Source organism: Microbulbifer discodermiae, from assembly GCF_040742695.1.
GTDB lineage: Bacteria > Pseudomonadota > Gammaproteobacteria > Pseudomonadales > Cellvibrionaceae > Microbulbifer.
This window is the reverse complement of the sequence record NZ_JBFLAB010000026.1, coordinates 35,499-56,706: the sequence shown is the minus strand read 5'-3', so window position 1 is coordinate 56,706 and position 21,208 is coordinate 35,499. Positions and strand designations below refer to the sequence as shown.

Sequence of the window (21,208 nt, the reverse complement as noted above, 5' to 3'; positions counted from 1 at the left end):
TATCTCACCAATAGTAGTGCACAAATTCCAAGTCGCAATTTATTAATCTCTCCGTCTACCAATTACTTGCTGAAGCTTCATCATCTTTAAACTCTAACTCAACTGACTTAATTATTGCCTGTTGTCCTTCTGTGATGATCTCAAGACTGGCGGTCTCTTTAAGCATTGTGATAAGCTTAGCGATATGCACCGATGTGAAACTTTCTTTGCTCGGCTTTAGAATATGACGAACTTCTTCAGCCATATTCAGGGTATCCTGTATTAAATACACTGAGAAAGAGTAAATTTCAATTGCCTTGCTATGCCGCACTCCAAACTCCCTTTCAAATATGGATAATATTTCAGCCTTTGAGTCGCGTGTTATATCTCCCTGCTCCTTTGCCACCGCCACCACCAATAATGCTGCCACTTCCATGGAATCCGTAAGGGCATGCATAGGTTTTGTACCCAGACTCTTCTCCCATTTTCTGCGCCTAAGCCACATAAAAGGGTTAAATGCATTTAAATTAACCCCGGAATTTTGGAGACTGTTTAACGCCCATACCAGCCCTGCAATTGCAGTAATGATCCCAATTAATATATGCATATTATTTTCCGCACCTAACAACTAAACAATAAAAGCTCAGATCATCTTTTCTGTGATCACTGATCTCACTAAAAATATTTATAGAATTATCAGGATAGCACTGTATACTACGGCATCCTCTTTTGTCGATATCTGTCTATCCAGAAATTGACACAGGCCATTACCTCGAACGGTTATTCCGGAGTCGCATCCAACTAACTACCTTTCTCCCCTATAGTTAAGGAAAAGTTATTATAATACTTGAACTCAATCGAGTTTCCGGCCGGATCTTTAACGATATATTTTCCCATTTCAGAATCGGTTCCGCTTCCCCTGACAAACGGCTTCGATTCGAAAAAGATATTATCAGCGGCCAACTTACTTAGAACAACTTCCCATTCATTCTTCTCTAATATGGGACCAAAATGGTCGATAGTCTTTGCCTCTGACCCCTCATATTCTTGATGAAGAGTAATTTGATGGCCAAAGAAAAGAATATCAATCCAAGTGCCTGCCTCACGGCCGACCTCACATCCCAATGTCTTGACGTAAAATTCTTTGGTCTTATTTAAATCTGCAACAACCATAGACAAATGAAAGGGTTTAATCATCGGCATTCTACACTATAGAGAAAATTACATTTACCTTATTACCACTAGGACCAGAATCCCTCCATTACTGCTTTCCGGATAGCGAAATAATTAATAACCACCCCTCAACCGACTGCCCCTATCAAAATTAAATGCGGAGCAGCTATTTAATGGGAGAAAGAAGCTCTGGATTGACAATAAGATTTCTAACACCATGTGCATGATCTTCATCGAATGCATTGCCTTGACACCATTTCCCCACCGTTTCTATATTGACCTTGAGAATATTGGGACGGACGCTCCAAGTCACCTGAAAGGGTGAGGCCACTTCATTATAGCCAGGACCAGTTGTTGAGCCAGAATATACTACAGGTGTTCCTGTGTTATTCGGTATAGTCAGTGCCCTGTAAAAACCGTTTTTCATATCGTAACGTGTGAGACCCAAAAAATCCATTGCATTGGCATCATTAACTAAAACCATTACCTGGGCTTCCACACGCAATTGCGGGTTTTTGATCGAATCACTGAGGCAAGCGCCCAGTGTATGACCTGGCTTTACCCGAGCCGAGGAGTGAACATAATGAATTTCAATGGTATCCCCTGACTGTAAACTACCTCGCTTGCCTGGACATACTTTCCGGGTAAGCGGCTCTTTCTCTCTTTTGGTTAGCTTGCCTGAGTAGATGTATCCCGTTTGATACCCCTGACCGTCTCCGTTACCGGCATATCGTTTATATTGACCCCCTGCATGCTCTGCGTTTTTGTGAAAATGTATATTGCATAAATTCATTTCACTGTAGGCCGGGGCCGCAGCAAACGTGACCTGGTTGTTCCCAACCACAGAATCAATATCGCGTGGCGATTGAGGGCCAAATCCTTTGCCTCTTGTATTTTCTTCGAGATTAGACCGCTGCCTGGCAATCACCTCGTCGCCGACCTGATTCGGGTCACCAGGCCTGGCATCAGCCTTAATTGATAGCACCAGTGCTGTCACAGATAATAAAAAGCTTACTCTTTTCATACCTTTACCCAGAATATCGCAATGGAGTTTTTACATCGTTTGAAATAGGATTATCTGGAAGAGCTTCCCATTCTCCCTATTCCCGGTCTTAGCTACGAACAATAGCCGGAAACCCGTTTACATATCAGATAAAATTTAACTGCCAATAGCCAACATCATGCCATCGGTTGAATTTAAAGCCCACCTTCTCAAAATGCGCCACTTTCTTCATTCCCAATTTTTCATGCAAGGCAATGCTAGCCGTATTTGGGAGAGTTACACCGCCAATAGCTGTCTGGATATCCTTGTCTCTAAGCCTAGTCAAAAGTTCCTTATATAGACTTGTGCCAATTCCTTTGCCCAGGGCGTCAGCTGCAAGGTAGACAGTCATTTCAGCGGCAAACCGGTATGCGGATCGATCTTTCCACTTTACAGCGTACGCGTAACCAAGAACTGCGGAGTTTTCGGTCGCAACTATCCACGGCAAGCCGCTCCCTTGAACCCTGCCTAACCTGTTATTTATTTCGGCAGGTGAAACTCTTTTTTCTTCAAAGGTAATTGCTGTATTTAGGATATAGTCATTGTATATCTCTGCGATCATCCCAGAATCAGAAGAGGTTGCGTCCCTTATTACCTCATACGCTTTCATCGTTCAATCTTCCTGCAAGTTTTTTACTACCAATCAATGCGAGCTTTTGATCCAGGCGAATAAACCCAGAAAGATAATGCCACAGGGAAAGTAAACGGCGCTAAGAAATCTTGTGGCACTGAAATCATTTTCACCCTTGCGCTGCGGCTCGATTGATCCCGGTCAACCAGATCCATTTTAGCTTGAGCCGTCGCTATGGCGCATAAGAATAAATCCTGAGATGAATGAATGTCACCTCTAATCCAGGGAAATTGCCGGTAGTTGAGCTGTACTTTAAGCCTGGCCCGCAGGTTGGCATTCTCAAGGGCCTGGAGTCACGTAGCGCAGCCCGGTTCCCTCGGTGTACTTCCCAACCGGACCGTCGCCATAGGCCCTCAGGGAACCGGCTCTTTCTGCGCCAGGAATGCCCCATAGTCGGGAGGGAAATGAGGTAAAATAGGTACTTTAAGCGCCTATATCGACCCTGACCCATTGGTTTTAAATTGCCTTAAGGGTCGCAAAATCAAGTAGTTATGCCAGATTATCCACCACATCGTTTTTGCACTGCGCCATTGATGAACTGGAGTGACCGCCACTGCCGCTATCTGTGGCGGCTTTTCAGTAAGCGTGCGGTACTGTATAGCGAGATGGTGACGACCGGCGCGATCCTGTTCGGCGACCGGGCACAGCACTTGCAGTTCGACGCGTCAGAGCAACCGCTGGCGCTACAGCTGGGCGGCAGCGACCCTGAGGCTCTGGCCAGGTGTGCCCGCATCGCCGAAGACTGGGGGTACAGTGAGGTGAACCTGAATTGTGGCTGCCCCAGCGACCGGGTACAGTCCGGCCGCTTCGGCGCCTGCCTGATGATGGAACCAGAGCTGGTTGCCGATTGTCTTGGAACCATGCGCGCTGCGGTGTCCATTCCGGTGACAGTCAAGCATCGTATCGGCATAGATGATATGGAGGACTATGCGGGACTCACAGCATTTGTAGAGGCACAAAGCCGGGCTGGCATCGGCACATTTATCGTGCATGCCCGCAAAGCCTGGTTGAATGGATTGAGCCCAAAGGAAAACCGCGAGATACCGCCGCTCAACCACTCTATGGTCCACCAGTTGAAACGGGACTTCCCGGAATTGGATGTGGTGATCAACGGGGGTATCAACACCATCGGTGAGTGCCTGCAGCACCTGCAGCAGGTGGATGGTGTTATGCTTGGGCGCGCTGCCTACCAAACCCCGACCCTGTTGGCGGAGGTGGACAGCGCTCTGTTTGGCGGCTGTCCCGGCCCTTCACCTGCGCAGGTAGTGGAGAGAATGCTGCCCTACATCGAGCAGCAACTGTGCCACGGCGGACAGCTCAATCACATCAGCCGGCATATGCTGGGCCTGTTCCAGGGCGTACCCGGCGCGCGCCGTTTTCGTCGCCACCTGAGCGAAAATGCGCACAAGGCTGGCGCTGGCCCGGAAGTAGTGGAGCAGGCACTGGCAATGGTGACCCGGGCGGCCTAGAGGAATCGGCTGGCTGTTCAGCCGCGGTCGGAATGCAAACCCGATTTGCAAGAAACCAGGGAAAAATTCATGAGCAAGCTGGAACAACTTCGCCGGCGCACCCAGGTAGTCGCGGATACCGGTGATATCGCGGCAATCCGCCGCTACCGGCCCCATGACGCCACCACTAACCCTTCGCTGTTGTACAAGGCCGCCCAGTTGCCCCAATACCGGCCACACCTGGAGTCAGCGCTGCAGTGGGCCGAATCGCGCGGGGGAGACCTGGCAAAAGTCGCCGCCCTGAGGCTCGGCGTGGCCATCGGCATAGAGATACTGGGGATAGTGCCGGGGGTGGTGTCCACAGAGGTGGATGCACGCCTGTCATTTGATACGCGGGCCACGGTGGAGTTTGCCCGCCACATGATTGCTCTGTATGAACAGCAGGGTGTTGAGCGCGAACGGGTGCTGATCAAGATAGCATCCACCTGGGAGGGCATAGCCGCGGCCTCAATTCTGGAGCGGGAGGGTATTCACTGCAATCTGACCCTGCTGTTCAGCTTTTGCCAGGCGGTTGCCTGTGCCGAGGCGGGCGTTACGCTGATCTCACCTTTTGTCGGTCGCATTCTCGACTGGCACCAGGTGAACAATAGAGGCACCGAGTTCACCGCCCACAGTGAGCCGGGTGTGATCTTCGTGCGAAACATTTACCAGTATTACAAGTCCCGCAGCTACGATACGGTGGTGATGGGGGCCAGCTTTCGCAACACCGGGGAAATCGAGGCGCTGGCCGGCTGTGACCGGCTCACCATAAGCCCACAGCTACTGCAATCACTGGATGAGGACAGCGGGACCCTCGATGAGGGCCTCACTGCGGAGCTGGAGACTCGGGCGCGGCCAAGCAAGCGCCTGGGGGAGGCGGACTTTCGCTTTCAACTCAACGGCGATGCCATGGCCACGGAAAAACTGGCGGAGGGCATCCGCAAGTTCGTGACAGATCAGGAACAACTGGAACAATTACTGTGGGCGGAAGCCACAGGTAATAGGAAAATTAATGCTACAACCTCTTCGCAAACTGTTTGAACAGATAGGCAGCGGCTCTGATATCGATGTGCACAATGAACAGGATGTGCGCCTTGTCAGTGCGGCACTGATGGTCGAGGTGGCCACGGTGGATCAGCGCCTGGACGAGAATGAACGCGACACCCTGGTACGACTGCTTCGGGAACGCTATCAACTGGATGCGGGCCTGGCGCGGGACATGGTTCACAACGCCATTGACCAACGGGAGCAGGCCACCTCCCTGTACGAATTCACCCAGACTGTCAACGAACAGTTCGATGAGCACGACAAGTACCTGTTGGTACGCCAGATGTGGCAGGTGGCTTTCGCAGATGGTGTTATCGAGGCACTTGAGGAGCACCTGATCCGGCGGGTGGCGGAGCTTATCTACCTGCCCCATGGCCTGTTTACCCGCGCCCGGGCCGAGGCGCGGGATATGGGCGATAGAGGCTAAAAACGGGGTTGAAAAGCAGTGGCAAGGGTCGGCTCAGTGCATTCGGGTGGATGGCTTGGCAACCGGAGTACAGCCACGCTCCAGCGTATGCACCAGGTCGCGGAAGGTGTCGGCGTTGTGCTGGTTCATACTCATCAGCACTCGGTGCGCTTCCAGTACCTTCTCTCGCGCGGCGCATTCATCCGGTGCAGTGCATTGCAGTGGCCTGGTCTCGGCACCGTAATCGCGCCGCTCGTCGCTTACCTCAATCAAGGCATCGAAACCCATTGCATCCAGCAGATGCCGTATCCCTGCATCTGCACTCAGTGCCAGCGGTTTCTGGCAGCCCCGCTCCAAAGCGCGGATGGCAATCTTCGCCATCAGCCCGAGGGTGGTGCTGTCCACACCCTGGGTACCGTGAAGGTCAAACACCACGTCGGTAAAGTCTTCGTGGGTAAACATGCTGTCGATAAAATCGTCGAATGACGCACACAGGTTAAGGCGCACGTCACCCACCAGCTTGATTACATATATGCCCTTGTGGGCCCCGACCATAATCTGCCCGGACTGCATAACGACCTCTGACACACTCGGCCGACGCCTCTTGGGCGTAACGCCGACGGCAAAAGTTCAACCTGGGACACACCCGGCAACAGTTGGGTAAAACCGTCATCGGATGAATTTAAGTATAAAGTGCGCGGAGCTTACTCCTGACCAGGGAAACTGGCAAGCGCTGGCAGCCCGCCAGAGGTACCAGGTCACAGACCGGGCAGCCCAGTAGACCTCCTACCTATAAGTCGCACCCCCGTCGCCCAGCAGGCAGACTGAATGGTCAGTGCAATTTTCCCCGGAGGTCCCGGCAGCCCCGGCTGAGAAGGGTTGCAGCTTTTTTATCCTGTGCGGTAGCGTCGCTCTCGGGGAGGCCAGTTCAACTGCTCTGGCGTAAAGTCAGGATGGTGACATCGTCCGGCAAAGCACCGGCGGTATCCAGGTGCAGGGCGGCACATAGGCTGTCCAGGTCCCCACGGCTGGTATCGATGGCCTTTAACAGTTCCGCCCCGCGCTGTATCAGGTCGCCGCTGAACAGTTCAAGCACGCCGTCGGAACAGACAACCAGGCACCAGTCCTGTGGCAGTCGGGTTTCCATGGCCTGCCAGTCGCCCTGCTCGAACAACCCCAGTGGGCGTCCTTTACCCGGGAGCCACTGGGCATTTTCGACGGTGACAATGGCCGGCATGGGCACCTGTCCAGCCACTGCGTAATGCAGCTTTCGTGCACAGCTGTCGATCACGCCCACAAACATACTGGCGTGTTTGTCCAGCTTGGTGGACAGCAATTCGCGGTTGATCAGTTCGAGAATATCCAGCAAATCGGCATGGAGAGAATCCAGCCGGGTGAACAGCGGCCGCTCGCGCAGCAGGTGCATAATACTGTGCTTGATCAGTGCAGTAACCAGAGCCGAGGACACACCGTGTCCGGATACGTCCACCAGGTAGAAGGCCACAAAGCGCTCGCCAAACAGGCCGTAGTCGATGAAGTCACCGCTCAGATACAGGGACGGCACCAGACAGTAGGAAGCTTCTATGCCCGCCGGATAACGGTAGGGACTGCGAGGCAACAGGTGTTGCTGCAGCAGCCGACCTGCCTCCTGATCCCGCTGCAGAACTTCTACGTGCTCGCGCAGTTCCCGGTTGCGCCGCTCCAGTTCGTCACGGTATTCGCGGTTCTGCCGGGCCAGGGATTCTTCCTGGGTGATGCGGCAGATGGTGTGATCGATCACTGCAGAGTCGTTGATCGGCTTGAGCAGATAATCGCTGGCCCCGAGACGCAGCGCCTGTACCACATCGTTGACCTCACTATTGGAGGCCAGCACTACCACCGGAGTGTCCGGGGACAGCTGCTTTATCCGGCGCAATACTTCGAGCCCACCCATGTCGGGCAGGTGCAAGTCAGTGATCACCAACTGATAACGCCCGGGAGCGAACTCATCCACCCCCTCAGCCCCATTATTTGCACAGGTGACATCGAACCCCTGACGCGCGACTGCGCCGCGCACAAACTCGCGGGACGGGCTGTCTGCCTCAATCAATAACAGGCTGTTGGTCACCACCACGGGAAAGGCGAACCCCGAAGCGCGCCGACAAAGTCAGAAGGGGTCTTCATCCGTGTCGCTGCCGAAATCATCTTCCTCATCGCCGAAATCATCTTCTTCGCCGAAATCGTCTTCAAGGTCCCCGTCGTTGATCAGGTACTCGCGCCGCTGCAGATAGGCATCCCGGAGCAGAACATACTGATCACCTTTCAACAGCGTCTCAACGTCGAGGAGACTCGCGCGAATCTCCACCAGATCGGTGGCCTGAAGCGCGTAGCGGGTCTGGTCATGATCCACGTGGTTCATGGGATTAGTGTAATAGTCCACCACCAGAGCTGGCGCATCCCGCACCGTAGAGGGCCCGAGGAGCGGTAGTACCACATAGGGTCCGGCGGGGACACCCCACACCGCCAGGGTCTGAGCAAAGTCTTCACCGTCGCCCCGCTCCAACCCCATATGCTGCGCCACGTCGAACAGGCCCACCACGCCTACGGTGCTATTCACCACGAAACGACCAGCGTCATTTCCCACCTGGCCCCACTTCCACTGCAGTGCGCCATTGATGACACTGGTCACTTCGCGCAGATTGCCAAAGAAATTGCTGACACCCCGCTGCAGAAAAATGGGAGTTATCTGACGGTAGCTGGTGGCCACTGGCTTGAGTACCCAACTGTCGACGGCAGTGTTGAAGCGAAATACAGCTCGGTTGGCTCCCTCCCAGGGATCGCTTTCGCCGGGCTCCTGCTCGCTCGCAAATTCTTCCGCGGGGTCGAAGCCATACTCGTCTTCCAGGTTGTCCCCGTCGGCACTGGCCTCGGACTCTCCCTGCCCCCCGGCCTGCTGCTCCGGGCCCTTACCGCCATCGCCATCAGTTTCAGCGGGGCCTGAGTCACCGGGTTGTTCGACGACATCGACGTCAGCCTGGCCAGATTCGGCAAAGGGGTCTCCCTGTGCCACCACCGCCAGTGGCACCAAATGCAAAACGGCGATTAACCAGGGCGAAATGAACAGGCGTCCTAACAAACCTGATTCCTCCAAGTATTAGTTCTGTGACTACAAAGATTCTACCGCCCCTATCAAGGCTAAACCACCTTTGGCAGCATAGCAGCTGGGGCTATCGGAACCTTGAACGATCAATTGGGATAGTGTGTTCACGAGCATCGCCGGCCGCAGCCGCCCTTAGAGGGCCATATTTTAAGCTGGCAATGTAGGCGGTCGTACCTGTTATCGTACGTTCAGTCCGGCAATAATATCGAGAGCCATTAGTTTTTCCAGCAGATCGCGGCCAAATCCCAGCAGTGCCTCCGGGTCCGGGTGTTGCATCTCCCGACCGACCGCCTCTATGAGCTCTCTTCCGCTCAGATCCTCAGCACGGGCCAGTTGCAGCAGCCTGGCCGTAACTGCATTGGCTTCCATAAAGCCTACCTTATCCTTTCGGTTGCGGTAGACCAACAGAAAAGTGGCCTGCTCAGGTGCTTCTTTGGGCTGAAAAGAGGGCCCGAGCTGATGCACGGGAAAACGATAGTTCAAACTCCATACCAGTGGTGACACTACCGGTATGCTATCGAGGATATCTCCCTGCGAGGAAAGATCCGCAGGAAACTCCGCATCGCTGACATCCAGAGCCAGCTCCACCCATTCGTAATGGGCAAGCTCCATTAAAAATGGCGGATCGCAGGGTTGGGGGTCACGCTCCGATTGCAGGTAGTGCAGAAATTCCTCGCTGATTTGCAGAAAGTAGGGGCTCTCAGAGGCATGGCGGTGTACGAAATCGCGCACCATCGCATGCCAGTCCGGATCGCTGTATATACTGCGAAGAATCGGGAAGCCGCTGGCGACAAAGTTCTCAATGTTGTTGTATATCAGGTCCCGGTAGATGCCCAGCCGGCGATCCTCAATGTCCGTCGGTGCCGGCTTTTCGTCGGGTGCCCGCAAATGCGCGGCAAATTCCCGCTGTGCCTGCTTAAACTCACCCGGGCGCCCAACCGCCTCCCGATGCGCTTTACCGGTGATTGCGGGCATAAACCACCTCTGTCACGGCATCCGCCTGTACTTCCCTGATACGATTCACTTCGGATAACAGGTCGGGCAAAGGCGGAATATTGAAGTCCCGCTCCAGCAGAGTCGGAACCGATCCGTGCACTGCATAGGCCTCTTCCAGCAACTGCCATACCGGGTCGATCACTGAGGTGCCGTGAGTATCCACCTTGAGATCTTCCGCTTCGTCGTAATGGCCTGCGATATGGGCATAGAGAATGCGCTCACTGGGCAGCCCACGCAAAAACGCCACCGGATCGTAGCTGTGGTTAATGGAATTCACATAAATATTGTTGACGTCCAGCAGCAAACCACAGTCCGCCTCATCCAGTACTGCAGTAAGAAATTCCAACTCGGACAATTCCTGTGCGGGCGCCGCATAGTAGGATACATTTTCCATCGCTATGCGCTGGCCCAGCTCATCCTGTACTCTGCGGATGCGTTCGGCCACATAGGACACGGCCTCCACTGTAAAGGGAATCGGCAACAGGTCGTACAGATGACCGTGATCCGAGCAGTAACTCAGATGCTCGCTGTAGCAAAGTATCTGGTGCTCCCGCATAAATTGCTTGATAGAGCGCACCAGCTCCAGATCGAGGGGAGCCGGGGAACCGATTGACAGTGACAGGCCATGCAAAACGAATGGGAAGCGCTCGGTGTATTCGCGAAACCAGCGGCCGTAACGGCCTCCCACACCGATCCAGTTTTCCGGAGCAACCTCCAGGAAATCGACCTGGTCAGTGGAGATATCCTCACCCATCATCGAGCGCCGCAAACCCAGGCCGGCACCGGATACGGGGTGGTCTTGCAAAGTTTTGTCTTCGGTCTTGAACTTGCTCATAACAAATGTCGGCGGGAATTGAAATTGGCGGGCGCAGGGGTGGAAGCGACAGATGGACACCTCACCCCCACGCAGGGGTCTATGCGGTTATTATCCGCCGCACTTGCCTTCGCCGCACTTACCTTCCTTTTTCTTACCTTCGCCGCACTTGCCTTCGCCGCACTTACCTTCCTTTTTCTTACCTTCGCCGCACTTGCCTTCGCCGCACTTACCTTCCTTTTTCTTACCTTCGCCGCACTTGCCTTCGCCGCATTTACCTTCCTTCTTTTTGCCTTCTTCGCCGCATTTGCCTTCGCCGCACTTACCTTCCTTATCCTTGTCAGCCGAGCCGTGCCCGCTCATGGCAAGGTTGTAACCGGAAGATAATTCATCGGCGGCAAAGGGGTTGGCATTGGCCGCTGCGACACTCATAGAAGCGGAAGTCAAGAAAGCCGCGCCCACTGCTGCCACGAGAGGTAGATTCTTTTTAGTCATATAAAGTCTCCTATTGATACCCTAACTACACAAACAAGCAATCCAACGGCGCGAGATGCCGCCGTCCCAGGAGTATAACATCGCCGGGGGATTGACGGTTACGTTGCGAGACCACTGGCGTAACACCTTACCCCGGTACGGAAGCACTGTACGCATGTGGGATCTCGCCAAGTTAGTCGACAACGAAACAGGATTCTTACATTACCCTGCCAGTTTTGTTGACGCTCAGTGAGACAAAGGGAGGCTTCAGCAGGATAGAAGCGGGCTCTAAATGCAGAGTTGACCAAAACAAGCAGGTTATTCATGTTGACCGCGCTGACCCTAAGCCCTGGGATACCCCCACGGTCCGGCAGAAAATGGCAGCTCGGCTCAGCATGTCTTAGTGTCAACAGGCCCCAGTCGGCTTGCTTTGCTGAATTTCCTGCCACTGCTTCTGGAGTCGTTTGGCGGATACTGGCGCCAAAGTTTTCAGTGACTGGGCAAACAGCGACACGCGAAATTCCTCCAGCATCCAGCGGTAGCGGCACAGGGCCGGGTCTGCGGCCAATAGCCGGGGGCTGTGCCGGTCGAGCAGGGCGAGATATGGCTCAGCGGGCTGGTAAAACTCCGCCTGCAGGCGGCGATCGCGATTGGGGTCCAGCGCCGCCTTCTCCAGTCGCAGGCTGATGGCCTTCAGGTAACGTCCCAACTGTCGCTGCCATTCGAGCGGCGTATCAAAAATACATCCGCGGTAGAAGAGGCCCGCCAACTGCTGCTGTATATCGCCCACAGCCATGGCCAGTGCCAGATTCCTCTGCTGTTTGAGCTGTTTTCGCAGTGGCACCAGCTGCGCCAGTGCCTTGATGAGCAGGTCGGCCATGGTCTGCGCAACAGCCACCAGTTCGCTTCGTTTCTGCAACGCCGCTTCAAATTCGGCCAGGCTGCGGGGCCACTGCTCGTCCGGCCAGAACAGCTCGCGCGCGGCCGCCAGCATTATATCGTCGGCCACCTCTTCACGACGGCCCAGATCTGCAGCACTCAGGCCCAATTCCCTGCCCCGCAGCAGCTCTTTGCGCAGGTATTTGACCTGCTCGGGCAGGTGCAGCAGTGCCAGCCGGCAGATTCCTGCGCGGGACTGCCGGCGCGCATCATCGGGATTGTCGAGCAATTTGAGTGCGACTGTGTCTCCCGACTCGATCAGCGCCGGGTAGGCGCGAACCCGCAGGGCTCCCTGCTGCAGGCTATGGGTTTCCGGCAGGTCACCGAAGTCCCAGCGGGTGATGCCGTCGCGCTCAAAGTCATCGCCGGCGGTAGCCAACTGTCGTTGCACCCGATCGCGATAGCGCTCCTGCAGCGCAGACAGTGTGCGCCCCTGATCCAGCAACTCACCGCCTTCATCAAGCACCTGGATATTGATACGGTAAAAATCCTCCAATCCCCGCTCGGCGCTCTCCCAGGCGGAATCCGGCAGTTCCCGTGCCGTCTGCCGCTTCAACTCCAGCGCCAGGGATTGCCACAGGGGGGTGCCATCCGGCCGCAGGCGGGGTAGCGCCCGGTCTACGGCCGCCGGTACCAGCACAAAGTATTTGCGCCACTGCTTGGGCAACGCCTTGATCAGGGCGATGCATTTGTCCCGCAGCAGCCCGGGCACCATCCACGATAGTCGCTCTGCGGGCACCTGATGCAATGCCCCCACCGGCACCAGGATACTCACCCCGTCATTGATGCTACCCGGTTCAAAATGGTACTTCAGGGGAAATTCGATTCCCCCCGTTTGCAACAGATCCGGGAACTGCGCCTCTCCCAGGTGGTCGGCACTCTGCTGCATCAGCAGTTCCCGCGGGAGGTACAACAGTTTCGGATCCCGCTGTTCGGCCTGCTTGCGCCAGTGCTCGAAACCAGCGAGGTTGACAACCCCCACCGGTAGTCGCTCATCAAAGAAGCGGAACACCACCTCGTCATCCACCAGAATATCCCGCCGGCGGGACTTGGCCTCCAGCGCCTCCAGTTCACTGAGCAGGTCACAGTAGTGACGGAAAAACTGCCCCTTGCCGCGATAGCGTCTTTCCACCAGTGCCTGGCGAATAAACACCTCCCGCGCGGTATCCGGGTCCTGCTTGCCGTAGTGGATACGGCGTTTCTCCGCCAGCACCAGGCCGTAGAGGGAGATTTTCTCGAACGCCATTACCTGGCCCGCGCGGGCATCGTAGTGAGGCTCAAAATAATGCCGTTTGACCAGATGCTCCGCCGCCGCCAGAACCCAGTCGGGTTCGACTTTCGCTACTGTGTGGGCAAACAGGCGGCTGGTCTCCAACAACTGCGCCGATACCACCCAGTGTGGCGGCTTCTTGAACTGCCCGGACCCGGGAAATATATGGAAACGCCGGTTGCGGCAACCGATAAATTCCCTGTTTTCGTCACGCGCACCAATATTGCCGATCAATCCCGGCACCAAGGCCCTGTGTACGGTGGCGTAATCTGCCGGATCAGCGTTTTCGCACAGCTTAAGCGCCCGGCAGGCGACGCGCAGCTGGTGATGAATATCCCTCCACTCCCGCATGCGCAACCAGGCGAGGAAGTTTTTTTGGCACCATTTGCGCAACTGGTTCTGGCTCAGTTCCTGGCGCCGCTCCTCAAACGTATCCCAGAGCTGCACGAAAGAGAGAAAATCGGATTGTTCGTGGCGCCACTGGCGGTGCTTCTCATCCGCAGCCTGGCGCTTCTCCGCCGGGCGCTCGCGGGGGTCCTGCACCGCCAGGGCACTGGCGATAATCAGCACTTCGCGCAAGCTGCCCAGTTCCGCTGCGGCCAGCAGCATCCTTCCCAGGCAGGGATCCACCGGCAGGCGCGACAGGGACCGCCCCAGTGGGGTCACTGCCCCCTCCCCGGTTACGGCCTGCAATTCCTGCAGCAGCTTGTAGCCGTCGTTGATAAGCCGCTCATCCGGCGGGTCTACGAATGGAAACTGTCGAATATCGCCAATACGCAACTGCAGCATCTGCAGGATGACGGCGGCGAGGTTGGTGCGCAGGATTTCCGCATCGGTAAACTCGGGCCGCTGTTCAAAATCACTCTGCTCATAAAGCCGCACACAAATGCCGGCACTGACACGCCCGCAGCGCCCGGCCCGCTGATTGGCACTGGCCTGGGAAACAGGTTCGACCGGCAAACGCTGGATTTTGTTGCGGTAGCTGTAGCGGCTGATGCGCGCTGTGCCCGGGTCTATCACGTAGCGGATGCCGGGGACGGTGATGGAAGTCTCGGCCACGTTGGTGGCCAGTACCAGGCGCCGGCCGCGGTGTGCGCGAAACACCCGGCTCTGCTCGGCGAGGCTCAGCCGCGCATACAGCGGCAGGATTTCCAGCTGTGGGATATCGGCATCCCGCAGCGCCTTGGCGCATTCGCGAATCTCGCGCTCACCGCTCATAAACGCCAGAATGTCGCCTCCGCGGCGACCGCTGTTTTTTTCTTCGCGCAGCAGTTCCTCGACCGCAGTAACCAGCTGCTCGCCCAAGTCAGCATCGGAGTCGACTGGCGGCCGGTAGTGAATGTCCACCGGGTAGGTGCGGCCGGATACCTCGATGATGGGCGCATCATCAAAATGCCGGGAAAATTTTTCCACATCAATGGTAGCGGACGTGATGATCAACTTGAGATCCGGGCGCTTTGGCAGCACCACTTTCAGGTAGCCCAGCAGAAAGTCGATATTCAGGCTGCGCTCGTGGGCCTCATCGACAATCAGCGTGTCGTATCTGGTGAGCAGTGGATCGCGCTGAATTTCTGCCAGCAGTATCCCGTCGGTCATCAGCTTGATATGGGTGTATTCGTCAGCGTGATCGGTGAACCGGACCTGATAGCCCACCGCCTGCCCCAGGGGTTGCCGCAACTCCTCGGCGATACGGTTCGCCACTGTGCGCGCGGCGATACGCCGCGGCTGAGTGTGCCCTATCTGCCCAAAGATCCCCCGCCCCAGTTGCAGGCAGATCTTGGGCAGCTGGGTGGTCTTGCCGGAACCTGTTTCACCAGCCACGACGACCACTTGGTGGGCTTCTATCAAACTCGCAATCTCTTCCCGCCGCGCCACCACCGGCAACTCCTCCGGCCAGGTTACCTCCGGTAGTTTTGCGCGGCGCTCAGCTGCCAGGGCCTGGGAGGCGGCCAGCTGCTCTCGCAGCTGAGCCTGCAACCGGTCCACGGGCCTGCCCTCCCGCAACCTCCGGCGGGCGCTGGCAATCACCTTGCGCAGCCGCTGCCGGTCCCGCGCCATGCAGGTGGCTATCTGCCCGGCGGCGGTATCCAACAACTTCTGGTTTTCGGCGTGACTCATGATTCGGGAACAACTCTGCAAACCGGCGATTATACCCAACGCAGAATCACTGCACAGTGTTGCCAACTCCAGGTCTTGGCGCTGAACTACACTAAATGGTGGTGGTCTCATCCGCCATCACGGCCATTCATTGCCGCAGTTTGTTTGTCCGAAGGAAGCCTCCATGCTAGATCTGAAACCCAAACCCCCGGCCACAGCTGGGGAAGCACTTGGTCATCCAAAAGGCCTCTTCCTGTTGTTCGGCACCGAGATGTGGGAACGCCTGAGTTACTACGGGATGCGGGGCATCTTCGTCTTCTACCTGACGTCCGCAACAACCGCGGCGGTATTCGGCTGGGAGCAGTTGTCCGACGTGGAGCTGCAGTCCAAGGCGCTCAGTTATCTGGGCTGGTATGCCATGCTGGTTTACCTGACACCGATACTTGGCGGCTGGATGGCGGACAATATCTGGGGCCAGCGCCGCTGTATCATGGTCGGTGGCACTCTGATGATGCTGGGCCAGTTTGCGCTGGCTTTCCCCCACGCCTGGCTGCCCGATGGCCGCGAGATCTATCTGTTGTGGCTGGGGCTGGCACTGATGATTCTCGGCAATGGCTTCTTCAAACCCAACATCTCCACCATGGTGGGCGACCTCTACGAGGAGGGTGACAAGCGGCGGGACACAGCTTTTACCATTTTCTACATGGGTATTAACCTGGGCTCCATCCTGGGCTACCTGGTGATCGGCTGGATCGGCGAGAAAGTCAACTACCAGCTGGCATTTTTCGTCGCCGGCCTGGGGATGGCACTGGGTCTGTTGCTACAGATGACCCAGGCAAACCGTCTGTTGGGCGCGGTGGGCACGAAACCCTCGGCCAAGCTGGGGCTGCAACAGGACCTGGAGGACAGGCACGCCCCCCTGACGCCGGAAGAGCGGGACCGCATCAAAGTGATCCTGATTCTCGGAATCTTCACGGTGATTTTCTGGGCCGGATTCGAACAGGCCGCTGGCTCCATGAACCTGTTCGCCAAGTACAACACGGATCTCAACGTCATGGGCTGGGAGATTCCCGCCAGCTGGCTACAGATGGTCAATCCGCTGTTCATCATCATCCTGGCACCAGTGATCGCCAGTATCTGGATAGGACTTGGGGACCGAGAACCCAACTCGCCAGCCAAGTTCAGCTTTGGTCTGATCTTCCTCGGCTTGGGTTTTGTGTCCATGGTGGGGGCGGCACTGCAGATAGGCCCTGCGGAAACCACCAAGGCCAGCCTTTGGTGGCTGGTACTGGCCTATATCTTTCACACTATTGGCGAACTCTGCCTGTCGCCCATAGGCCTGTCGATGGTCACCAAACTGTCACCTCTGCGCTACCTGTCGCTGATGATGGGATTGTGGTTCGCCTTTATCGGTATCGCCAACAAGGGCGCCGCGGAAATAGGCAAGCTGGTGGGCGAGGCAGGTCCACTGGCGACCTTTGGTGGCGTAGCGATCGCGGCGATCGGTGCCGGTATCATTCTGTTTCTGATCCGCGAGAAGCTGGTGGACTGGATGCACGGCGCAGAGGAAGCCCATGCAGAGTTTGGCCCCACCGCGCAGGAGGAAATCGCCATCACCGCCGATCACGACGGCACCCCCCCAAAACACTTCAGTGGCAACCAGTGAACACTGGTTCAGCGAGCTGTTGATGAAACTATTTTTGACAGCCAAGCCGGACAGGGATGTTCGGGCCAATAATCAAGCGTGCGAGTGTTGGATTTGTAGTAGAGGGGTTGTGCATCTGTGCGGCACAGGTCGAGCAAAGGCTTTTTCAACAAACTGGCGGGAGCTGCCGAGGTATCAGCGGCCTTTTACCAGGCGGGCAATAGCGCGGTCCAAACCTTCCGGGGTCATGGGATACATGTGACCACCGACCAGGCGTTGTGTCAGGCCGATGCTGGCCGTGAGGGGCCAGTACTCCTCCGCAACCGGATTCAGCCATACCAGATTGCCGTAGGTGCCGGTCACTCTCTCCATCCAAATCGCACCCGCTTCCTCGTTCATGTGTTCGGCACTGCCGTAACGGCTGGTGATCTCATAAGGTGCCATCGAGGCATCGCCGACGAATATCACCTTGTAATCCCTGCTGTAGGTACGCAGCACCTCCGGCAAGGACACTGTCTCCCGGTGACGGCGCTGGTTGTCCCGCCACACGTGCTCGTAAATAAAATTGTGGAAATAAAAATAATCCAGATGCTTGAACTCTGAGCGACAGGCGGAAAACAGCTCTTCACATACCCGCACATAGGGATCCATGGATCCACCGACATCGAAAAAAATCAGCACCTTGATGGCATTGTGGCGCTCCGGCACCATACGGATATCCAGTAGCCCCCCATTGCGCGCGGTGGCGGAAATGGTGTCGCTCAGGTCCAGCTCCTGCGCCGCACCCGTGCGGGCGAACTTGCGCAACTTGCGTAACGCCACCTGGATATTGCGGCTGCCCAGAGCGACTTTGTCATCCAGATTACGGAACTGGCGCCGCTGCCAGACCTTTACCGCCGAGCGGTTGCGGCTACTTCCGCCGACACGGATACCGCCGGGGTGGTAGCCGCTATTGCCAAAAGGACTGGTGCCGGCAGTGCCGACCCAGCGGTTGCCGCCACTGTGGCGTTTTTGCTGCTGTTTCAGCCTCTGTTGAAACTCCTCCAGCAGTTTTTCCAGCCCGCCCAGACTGTTTATCCTGGTCTTGTCCTCTTCACTGAGCTGGTTTAAAAACTCGGCCCGCAGCCAGTCCTCAGGTATCAGCTGTTCGACGATATCATCCAGGCTTTCCAGGTCCCTGAAATAGGTATCGAATGCGCGGTCAAACTTGTCAAAGTGTTTTTCGTCTTTGACCAGGCAGGTACGGGCCAGGAAATAAAAGTCCTCTACATCGGCAAACACCAATCGCTGCTGCAAAGCCCCCAGCAGTGCCAATAGCTCGGTAATGGACACGGGCAGTTGATAGCGCCGCAGGTTGAGGAAAAATCCGATCAGCATGGCGGTACCGCTCAGCGGCTTTCCCTGCGCACCATAAATGCGAGACGCTCCAGCATATGGACGTCCTGCTCATTCTTCAGCAGGGCACCACACAAGGGGGGTATCGCATTGCTGTTGTCGCGACTCTTCAATACCTCCTCGGGAATATCATCCGCCAGCAGCAGTTTCAACCAGTCGATCAATTCGGATGTGGACGGTTTTTTCTTGAGCCCGGGAACCTCCCGCAACTGGAAGAAAATATCCATCGCCTCGTTCACCAATTGCTGCTTGATGCCCGGATAGTGCACTTCCACGATTTGTCGCATAGCGTCCCTGTGGGGAAAGCTGATGTAGTGAAAGAAACAGCGGCGCAGGAATGCGTCCGGAAGTTCTTTTTCATTGTTGGAGGTGATAATTACGATGGGGCGCTGCCCGGCGGTTACCGTCTGGCCGGTTTCGTAGACAAAAAATTCCATACGGTCCAGTTCCACCAACAGGTCGTTGGGAAACTCGATATCCGCCTTGTCAATCTCATCAATCAGCAACACCACCCGCTCATCCGCGGTGAATGCCTCCCAGAGTTTCCCGCGTTTGATGTAATTGCCGATGTCCTGTACGCGCTCGACACCCAACTGGGAGTCGCGCAGCCGCGACACCGCATCGTATTCGTAAAGCCCCTGCTGGGCTTTGGTGGTGGACTTGATATGCCACTGCACCAGTTTCAGGCCCAGGCTGCGCGCCACCTCTCCCGCCAACAGGGTCTTGCCGGTTCCGGGCTCCCCCTTGATCAACAGGGGACGCTGCAAGGTAACTGCAGCATTGACGGCCATCTGCAAATCGTCAGTAGCAACGTAACTGTCGGTGCCGGTAAATTTCATCTTGGCTTCCATCCTGCAGTTTCACTGATAACGAGGATGGTATAGGAGGCGGGGCACAGATCAATGACAAATTGGCGACGAAGGCTTGCCCATAAACAGCATGGGGTGCGGGTTCAGTTGCTGACCCGGTTGGCGACCGGCTGGGCACTGCGACGGTAGAGGACCTGGCGCCCCTTGTCGGTGATATACCAGCGGATACCCAGGTGACTGTGGATTTTGCCCACCATTTCCAGCACCAGCAGGCTGTTGAGGGCACGGGCGCCGGAATTGGTTTCCATTCCCCCCTCCCGCACCATACCGGGCAGGGAGCGGAACACACAGTCACCACCATTCAGCAGGCGCAGGACATGGAGGGCATTGTCGTCCAGCTTGCGGATCTGATTGAAGTCGAGCGCAGGCCCGGAATCCGGGTCGCCCTCGATTTCATGCTCCAGCAGGGGCACAATCTCCAACTGCAGGGTGCGCAGTTCCCGCTCCAGGTTCTCGACCCGGGCCCTGGCAATACTGGCGTCACGCAGCTGCCGGCGGGCGGCGTGAAACACAAATACGCGGGAGGCAATAGCCGCCAGCAGACAGTATCCAGTAAACAACAGCAGGCGCGAGGGATCACCCTGAATCTCCAGCAACAGATCGCTACGGGTGAATTTGAGTAAAACCGGTACCATCAGAGCACCGCAGAGTCCCATGATCAGGCATCGGGCCAGGCCGGCCGGATCCTCCTCGGTAAACAGCATCTGGTAGTAGTTCACCAGGCCGCCCAGAGTCCCTGATACCAGCATCACCGCGGTCAAGATAAGCAGGTGGTCGAGCATCCGTGTTCCTTTGCCGTGCACTGCCAGAAGATGTATTGGCGCGTTTTTCTATTTTAGTCCAGGCTGCGCAAGGGGTGTGCTCAGCTTTATAGATATAGCAGCTGGCACAGCCAGTAGAGACCAGGCAAAGCAAAAACGGCGCCTTTGCGCCGTCACAGACACACAGCGCTAGCGCGCATTCAGGTAGGGGTCCTCCTCGCGCTCGCGTCTGCGCGCGCGGAGGCGGCGGATGAGCACAAGGCCCAGGCCCGACAGGATAACCAGCACGGCTGCACCGCCACTGGCGATTACCAGGCTGGCGGTTACTTCCGGGGTTGCCCCATTCTGATCAAACAGGGTTTGATAGACGAACAGCGGCAACACCGGCATCACAGGGGTATCCGGTTCCCCCCAGCGGGTCGGTGCGAGCAGGGCGGCGGCGGTGACCGTCAGTATCAGCCAGCGCAGCCAGGCCCAGCTCCAGTTGCGCATAAACCACCAGCCCGCCAGTAATAACACCAGTGTTCCGGCGCTATAAACCATCCAGGCGAATCTGAATTCTTCGGCCATATCCTATTTCGCTGTTTTATTGTTCATCATCACCCACCCAGGTGATCAGGTGTTGTTCTAAATCTTCGGGGTGCACCAGGTCTTCACTGACGACACAGCCGCGCACCGATATCCCGGCCTGGTGCACGGACTCCGGACTTCCGGAAACCAGCGGATGCCAATCTGCCAACTGACGGCCCTCCGCCAGAGTGCGATAGGCACAGGTTGCTGGCAGCCAGTCCAGAGCCGCCAGATCCCGCCCCTGTAGTTGGATGCAGTCCGGCACCCTTTGTCTTCGGTGGGCATAGTCACCACACTGGCAGCTGTGGGTATCGAGCAGCCGGCATGCCACATTGGTGGTGTAAACCTGCCCGCTGTCCTCATCCTCAAGCCGGTGTACGCAGCAGCGTCCGCAGCCATCGCACAGCGACTCCCACTCCGCCCCGGTCATCTGCTGCAGCGATTTGCGCTGCCAAAAAGGTTTCTGCTGCATCA

The 21,208-nt window shown here is 56.4% G+C and carries 20 protein-coding genes; 4 read left to right on the top strand and 16 right to left on the bottom strand.

Translation table 11 applies throughout. The features are described 5' to 3' along the window. Positions 1-55: 55 nt before the first annotated feature. The 4 genes from AB1S50_RS11160 to AB1S50_RS11145 all read right to left on the bottom strand — a co-directional run bounded on the left by AB1S50_RS11160 (position 56) and on the right by AB1S50_RS11145 (position 2,804). On the bottom strand, positions 56-586 hold the full coding sequence (locus tag AB1S50_RS11160; protein ID WP_367150755.1) for a hypothetical protein: 531 nt from the start codon (positions 584-586) through the stop codon (positions 56-58). A 194-nt stretch (positions 587-780) separates the two neighbouring features. After that, complete coding sequence (locus tag AB1S50_RS11155; RefSeq protein WP_367150753.1) at positions 781-1,182, bottom strand: VOC family protein; 402 nt, start codon at positions 1,180-1,182, stop codon at positions 781-783. Between the two features lie 136 nt (positions 1,183-1,318). Further along, complete coding sequence (locus AB1S50_RS11150) at positions 1,319-2,176, bottom strand: delta-class carbonic anhydrase (protein WP_367150752.1); 858 nt, start codon at positions 2,174-2,176, stop codon at positions 1,319-1,321. 124 nt (positions 2,177-2,300) lie between these two features. Further along, positions 2,301-2,804 (bottom strand): GNAT family N-acetyltransferase, encoded by a 504-nt coding sequence (locus AB1S50_RS11145; protein ID WP_367150751.1) that lies wholly within the window; start codon positions 2,802-2,804, stop codon positions 2,301-2,303. Between the two features lie 512 nt (positions 2,805-3,316). Here AB1S50_RS11145 and dusA point away from each other — a divergent pair. The 3 genes from dusA (at position 3,317) to AB1S50_RS11130 (ending at position 5,786) form a co-directional block, all read left to right on the top strand. Beyond that, positions 3,317-4,294, top strand: coding sequence for a tRNA dihydrouridine(20/20a) synthase DusA (gene dusA, locus AB1S50_RS11140; protein WP_367150750.1), 978 nt, complete (start codon positions 3,317-3,319; stop codon positions 4,292-4,294). A gap of 69 nt (positions 4,295-4,363) precedes the next feature. Then, a complete protein-coding gene (tal, locus tag AB1S50_RS11135; RefSeq protein WP_367150749.1) occupies positions 4,364-5,353 on the top strand; it encodes a transaldolase in 990 nt (329 codons plus the stop codon). Then, a complete protein-coding gene (locus AB1S50_RS11130; protein WP_367150748.1) occupies positions 5,325-5,786 on the top strand; it encodes a tellurite resistance TerB family protein in 462 nt (153 codons plus the stop codon). The genes tal and AB1S50_RS11130 overlap by 29 nt, the downstream gene beginning before the upstream one ends. Before the next feature lie 33 nt (positions 5,787-5,819). Here AB1S50_RS11130 and AB1S50_RS11125 read toward each other — a convergent pair whose 3' ends face one another. The 7 genes from AB1S50_RS11125 to hrpA all read right to left on the bottom strand — a co-directional run bounded on the left by AB1S50_RS11125 (position 5,820) and on the right by hrpA (position 15,515). After that, positions 5,820-6,353 (bottom strand): STAS domain-containing protein, encoded by a 534-nt coding sequence (locus AB1S50_RS11125; RefSeq protein ID WP_367150747.1) that lies wholly within the window; start codon positions 6,351-6,353, stop codon positions 5,820-5,822. Positions 6,354-6,693: 340 nt separating this feature from the next. Beyond that, entirely contained in the window at positions 6,694-7,878 is a 1,185-nt protein-coding gene (locus AB1S50_RS11120) for a PP2C family protein-serine/threonine phosphatase (RefSeq protein ID WP_367150746.1), read from the bottom strand. A 33-nt stretch (positions 7,879-7,911) separates the two neighbouring features. Further along, positions 7,912-8,880: an MlaA family lipoprotein gene (locus AB1S50_RS11115; protein WP_367150744.1), complete on the bottom strand. Its 969-nt coding sequence runs from the start codon at positions 8,878-8,880 to the stop codon at positions 7,912-7,914. A gap of 201 nt (positions 8,881-9,081) precedes the next feature. Next, the gene (locus tag AB1S50_RS11110; RefSeq protein WP_367150743.1) at positions 9,082-9,879 is read right to left on the bottom strand and encodes an HvfC family RiPP maturation protein; all 798 of its coding nucleotides are present in this window, start codon (positions 9,877-9,879) and stop codon (positions 9,082-9,084) included. Beyond that, positions 9,860-10,735, bottom strand: coding sequence for an HvfB family MNIO-type RiPP peptide maturase (locus tag AB1S50_RS11105; RefSeq protein WP_367150742.1), 876 nt, complete (start codon positions 10,733-10,735; stop codon positions 9,860-9,862). Before AB1S50_RS11105 ends, AB1S50_RS11110 begins: the two co-directional genes overlap by 20 nt. Before the next feature lie 90 nt (positions 10,736-10,825). Beyond that, positions 10,826-11,209, bottom strand: coding sequence for an HvfA family oxazolone/thioamide-modified RiPP metallophore (locus tag AB1S50_RS11100; RefSeq protein WP_367150741.1), 384 nt, complete (start codon positions 11,207-11,209; stop codon positions 10,826-10,828). A gap of 385 nt (positions 11,210-11,594) precedes the next feature. Then, entirely contained in the window at positions 11,595-15,515 is a 3,921-nt protein-coding gene (hrpA, locus tag AB1S50_RS11095) for an ATP-dependent RNA helicase HrpA (protein ID WP_367150740.1), read from the bottom strand. Between the two features lie 163 nt (positions 15,516-15,678). Here hrpA and AB1S50_RS11090 point away from each other — a divergent pair, with 163 nt between their 5' ends. Further along, on the top strand, positions 15,679-17,160 hold the full coding sequence (locus AB1S50_RS11090) for a peptide MFS transporter (protein WP_367150738.1): 1,482 nt from the start codon (positions 15,679-15,681) through the stop codon (positions 17,158-17,160). Between the two features lie 174 nt (positions 17,161-17,334). Here the strand turns inward: AB1S50_RS11090 and AB1S50_RS11085 are convergent, their stop codons facing one another. The 5 genes from AB1S50_RS11085 to AB1S50_RS11065 form a co-directional block, all read right to left on the bottom strand. Next, the gene (locus AB1S50_RS11085) at positions 17,335-18,516 is read right to left on the bottom strand and encodes a vWA domain-containing protein (protein ID WP_367150737.1); all 1,182 of its coding nucleotides are present in this window, start codon (positions 18,514-18,516) and stop codon (positions 17,335-17,337) included. Positions 18,517-18,527: 11 nt separating this feature from the next. Further along, positions 18,528-19,373: an AAA family ATPase gene (locus AB1S50_RS11080; RefSeq protein ID WP_367150736.1), complete on the bottom strand. Its 846-nt coding sequence runs from the start codon at positions 19,371-19,373 to the stop codon at positions 18,528-18,530. 113 nt (positions 19,374-19,486) lie between these two features. After that, a complete protein-coding gene (locus AB1S50_RS11075) occupies positions 19,487-20,185 on the bottom strand; it encodes a YEATS-associated helix-containing protein (protein WP_367150734.1) in 699 nt (232 codons plus the stop codon). Positions 20,186-20,353: 168 nt separating this feature from the next. Next, entirely contained in the window at positions 20,354-20,734 is a 381-nt protein-coding gene (locus AB1S50_RS11070; RefSeq protein ID WP_367150733.1) for a hypothetical protein, read from the bottom strand. A 16-nt stretch (positions 20,735-20,750) separates the two neighbouring features. Beyond that, positions 20,751-21,206, bottom strand: a complete 456-nt coding sequence (locus AB1S50_RS11065) for a YcgN family cysteine cluster protein (protein ID WP_367150731.1) — start codon at positions 21,204-21,206, stop codon at positions 20,751-20,753. Positions 21,207-21,208 lie beyond the last annotated feature (2 nt).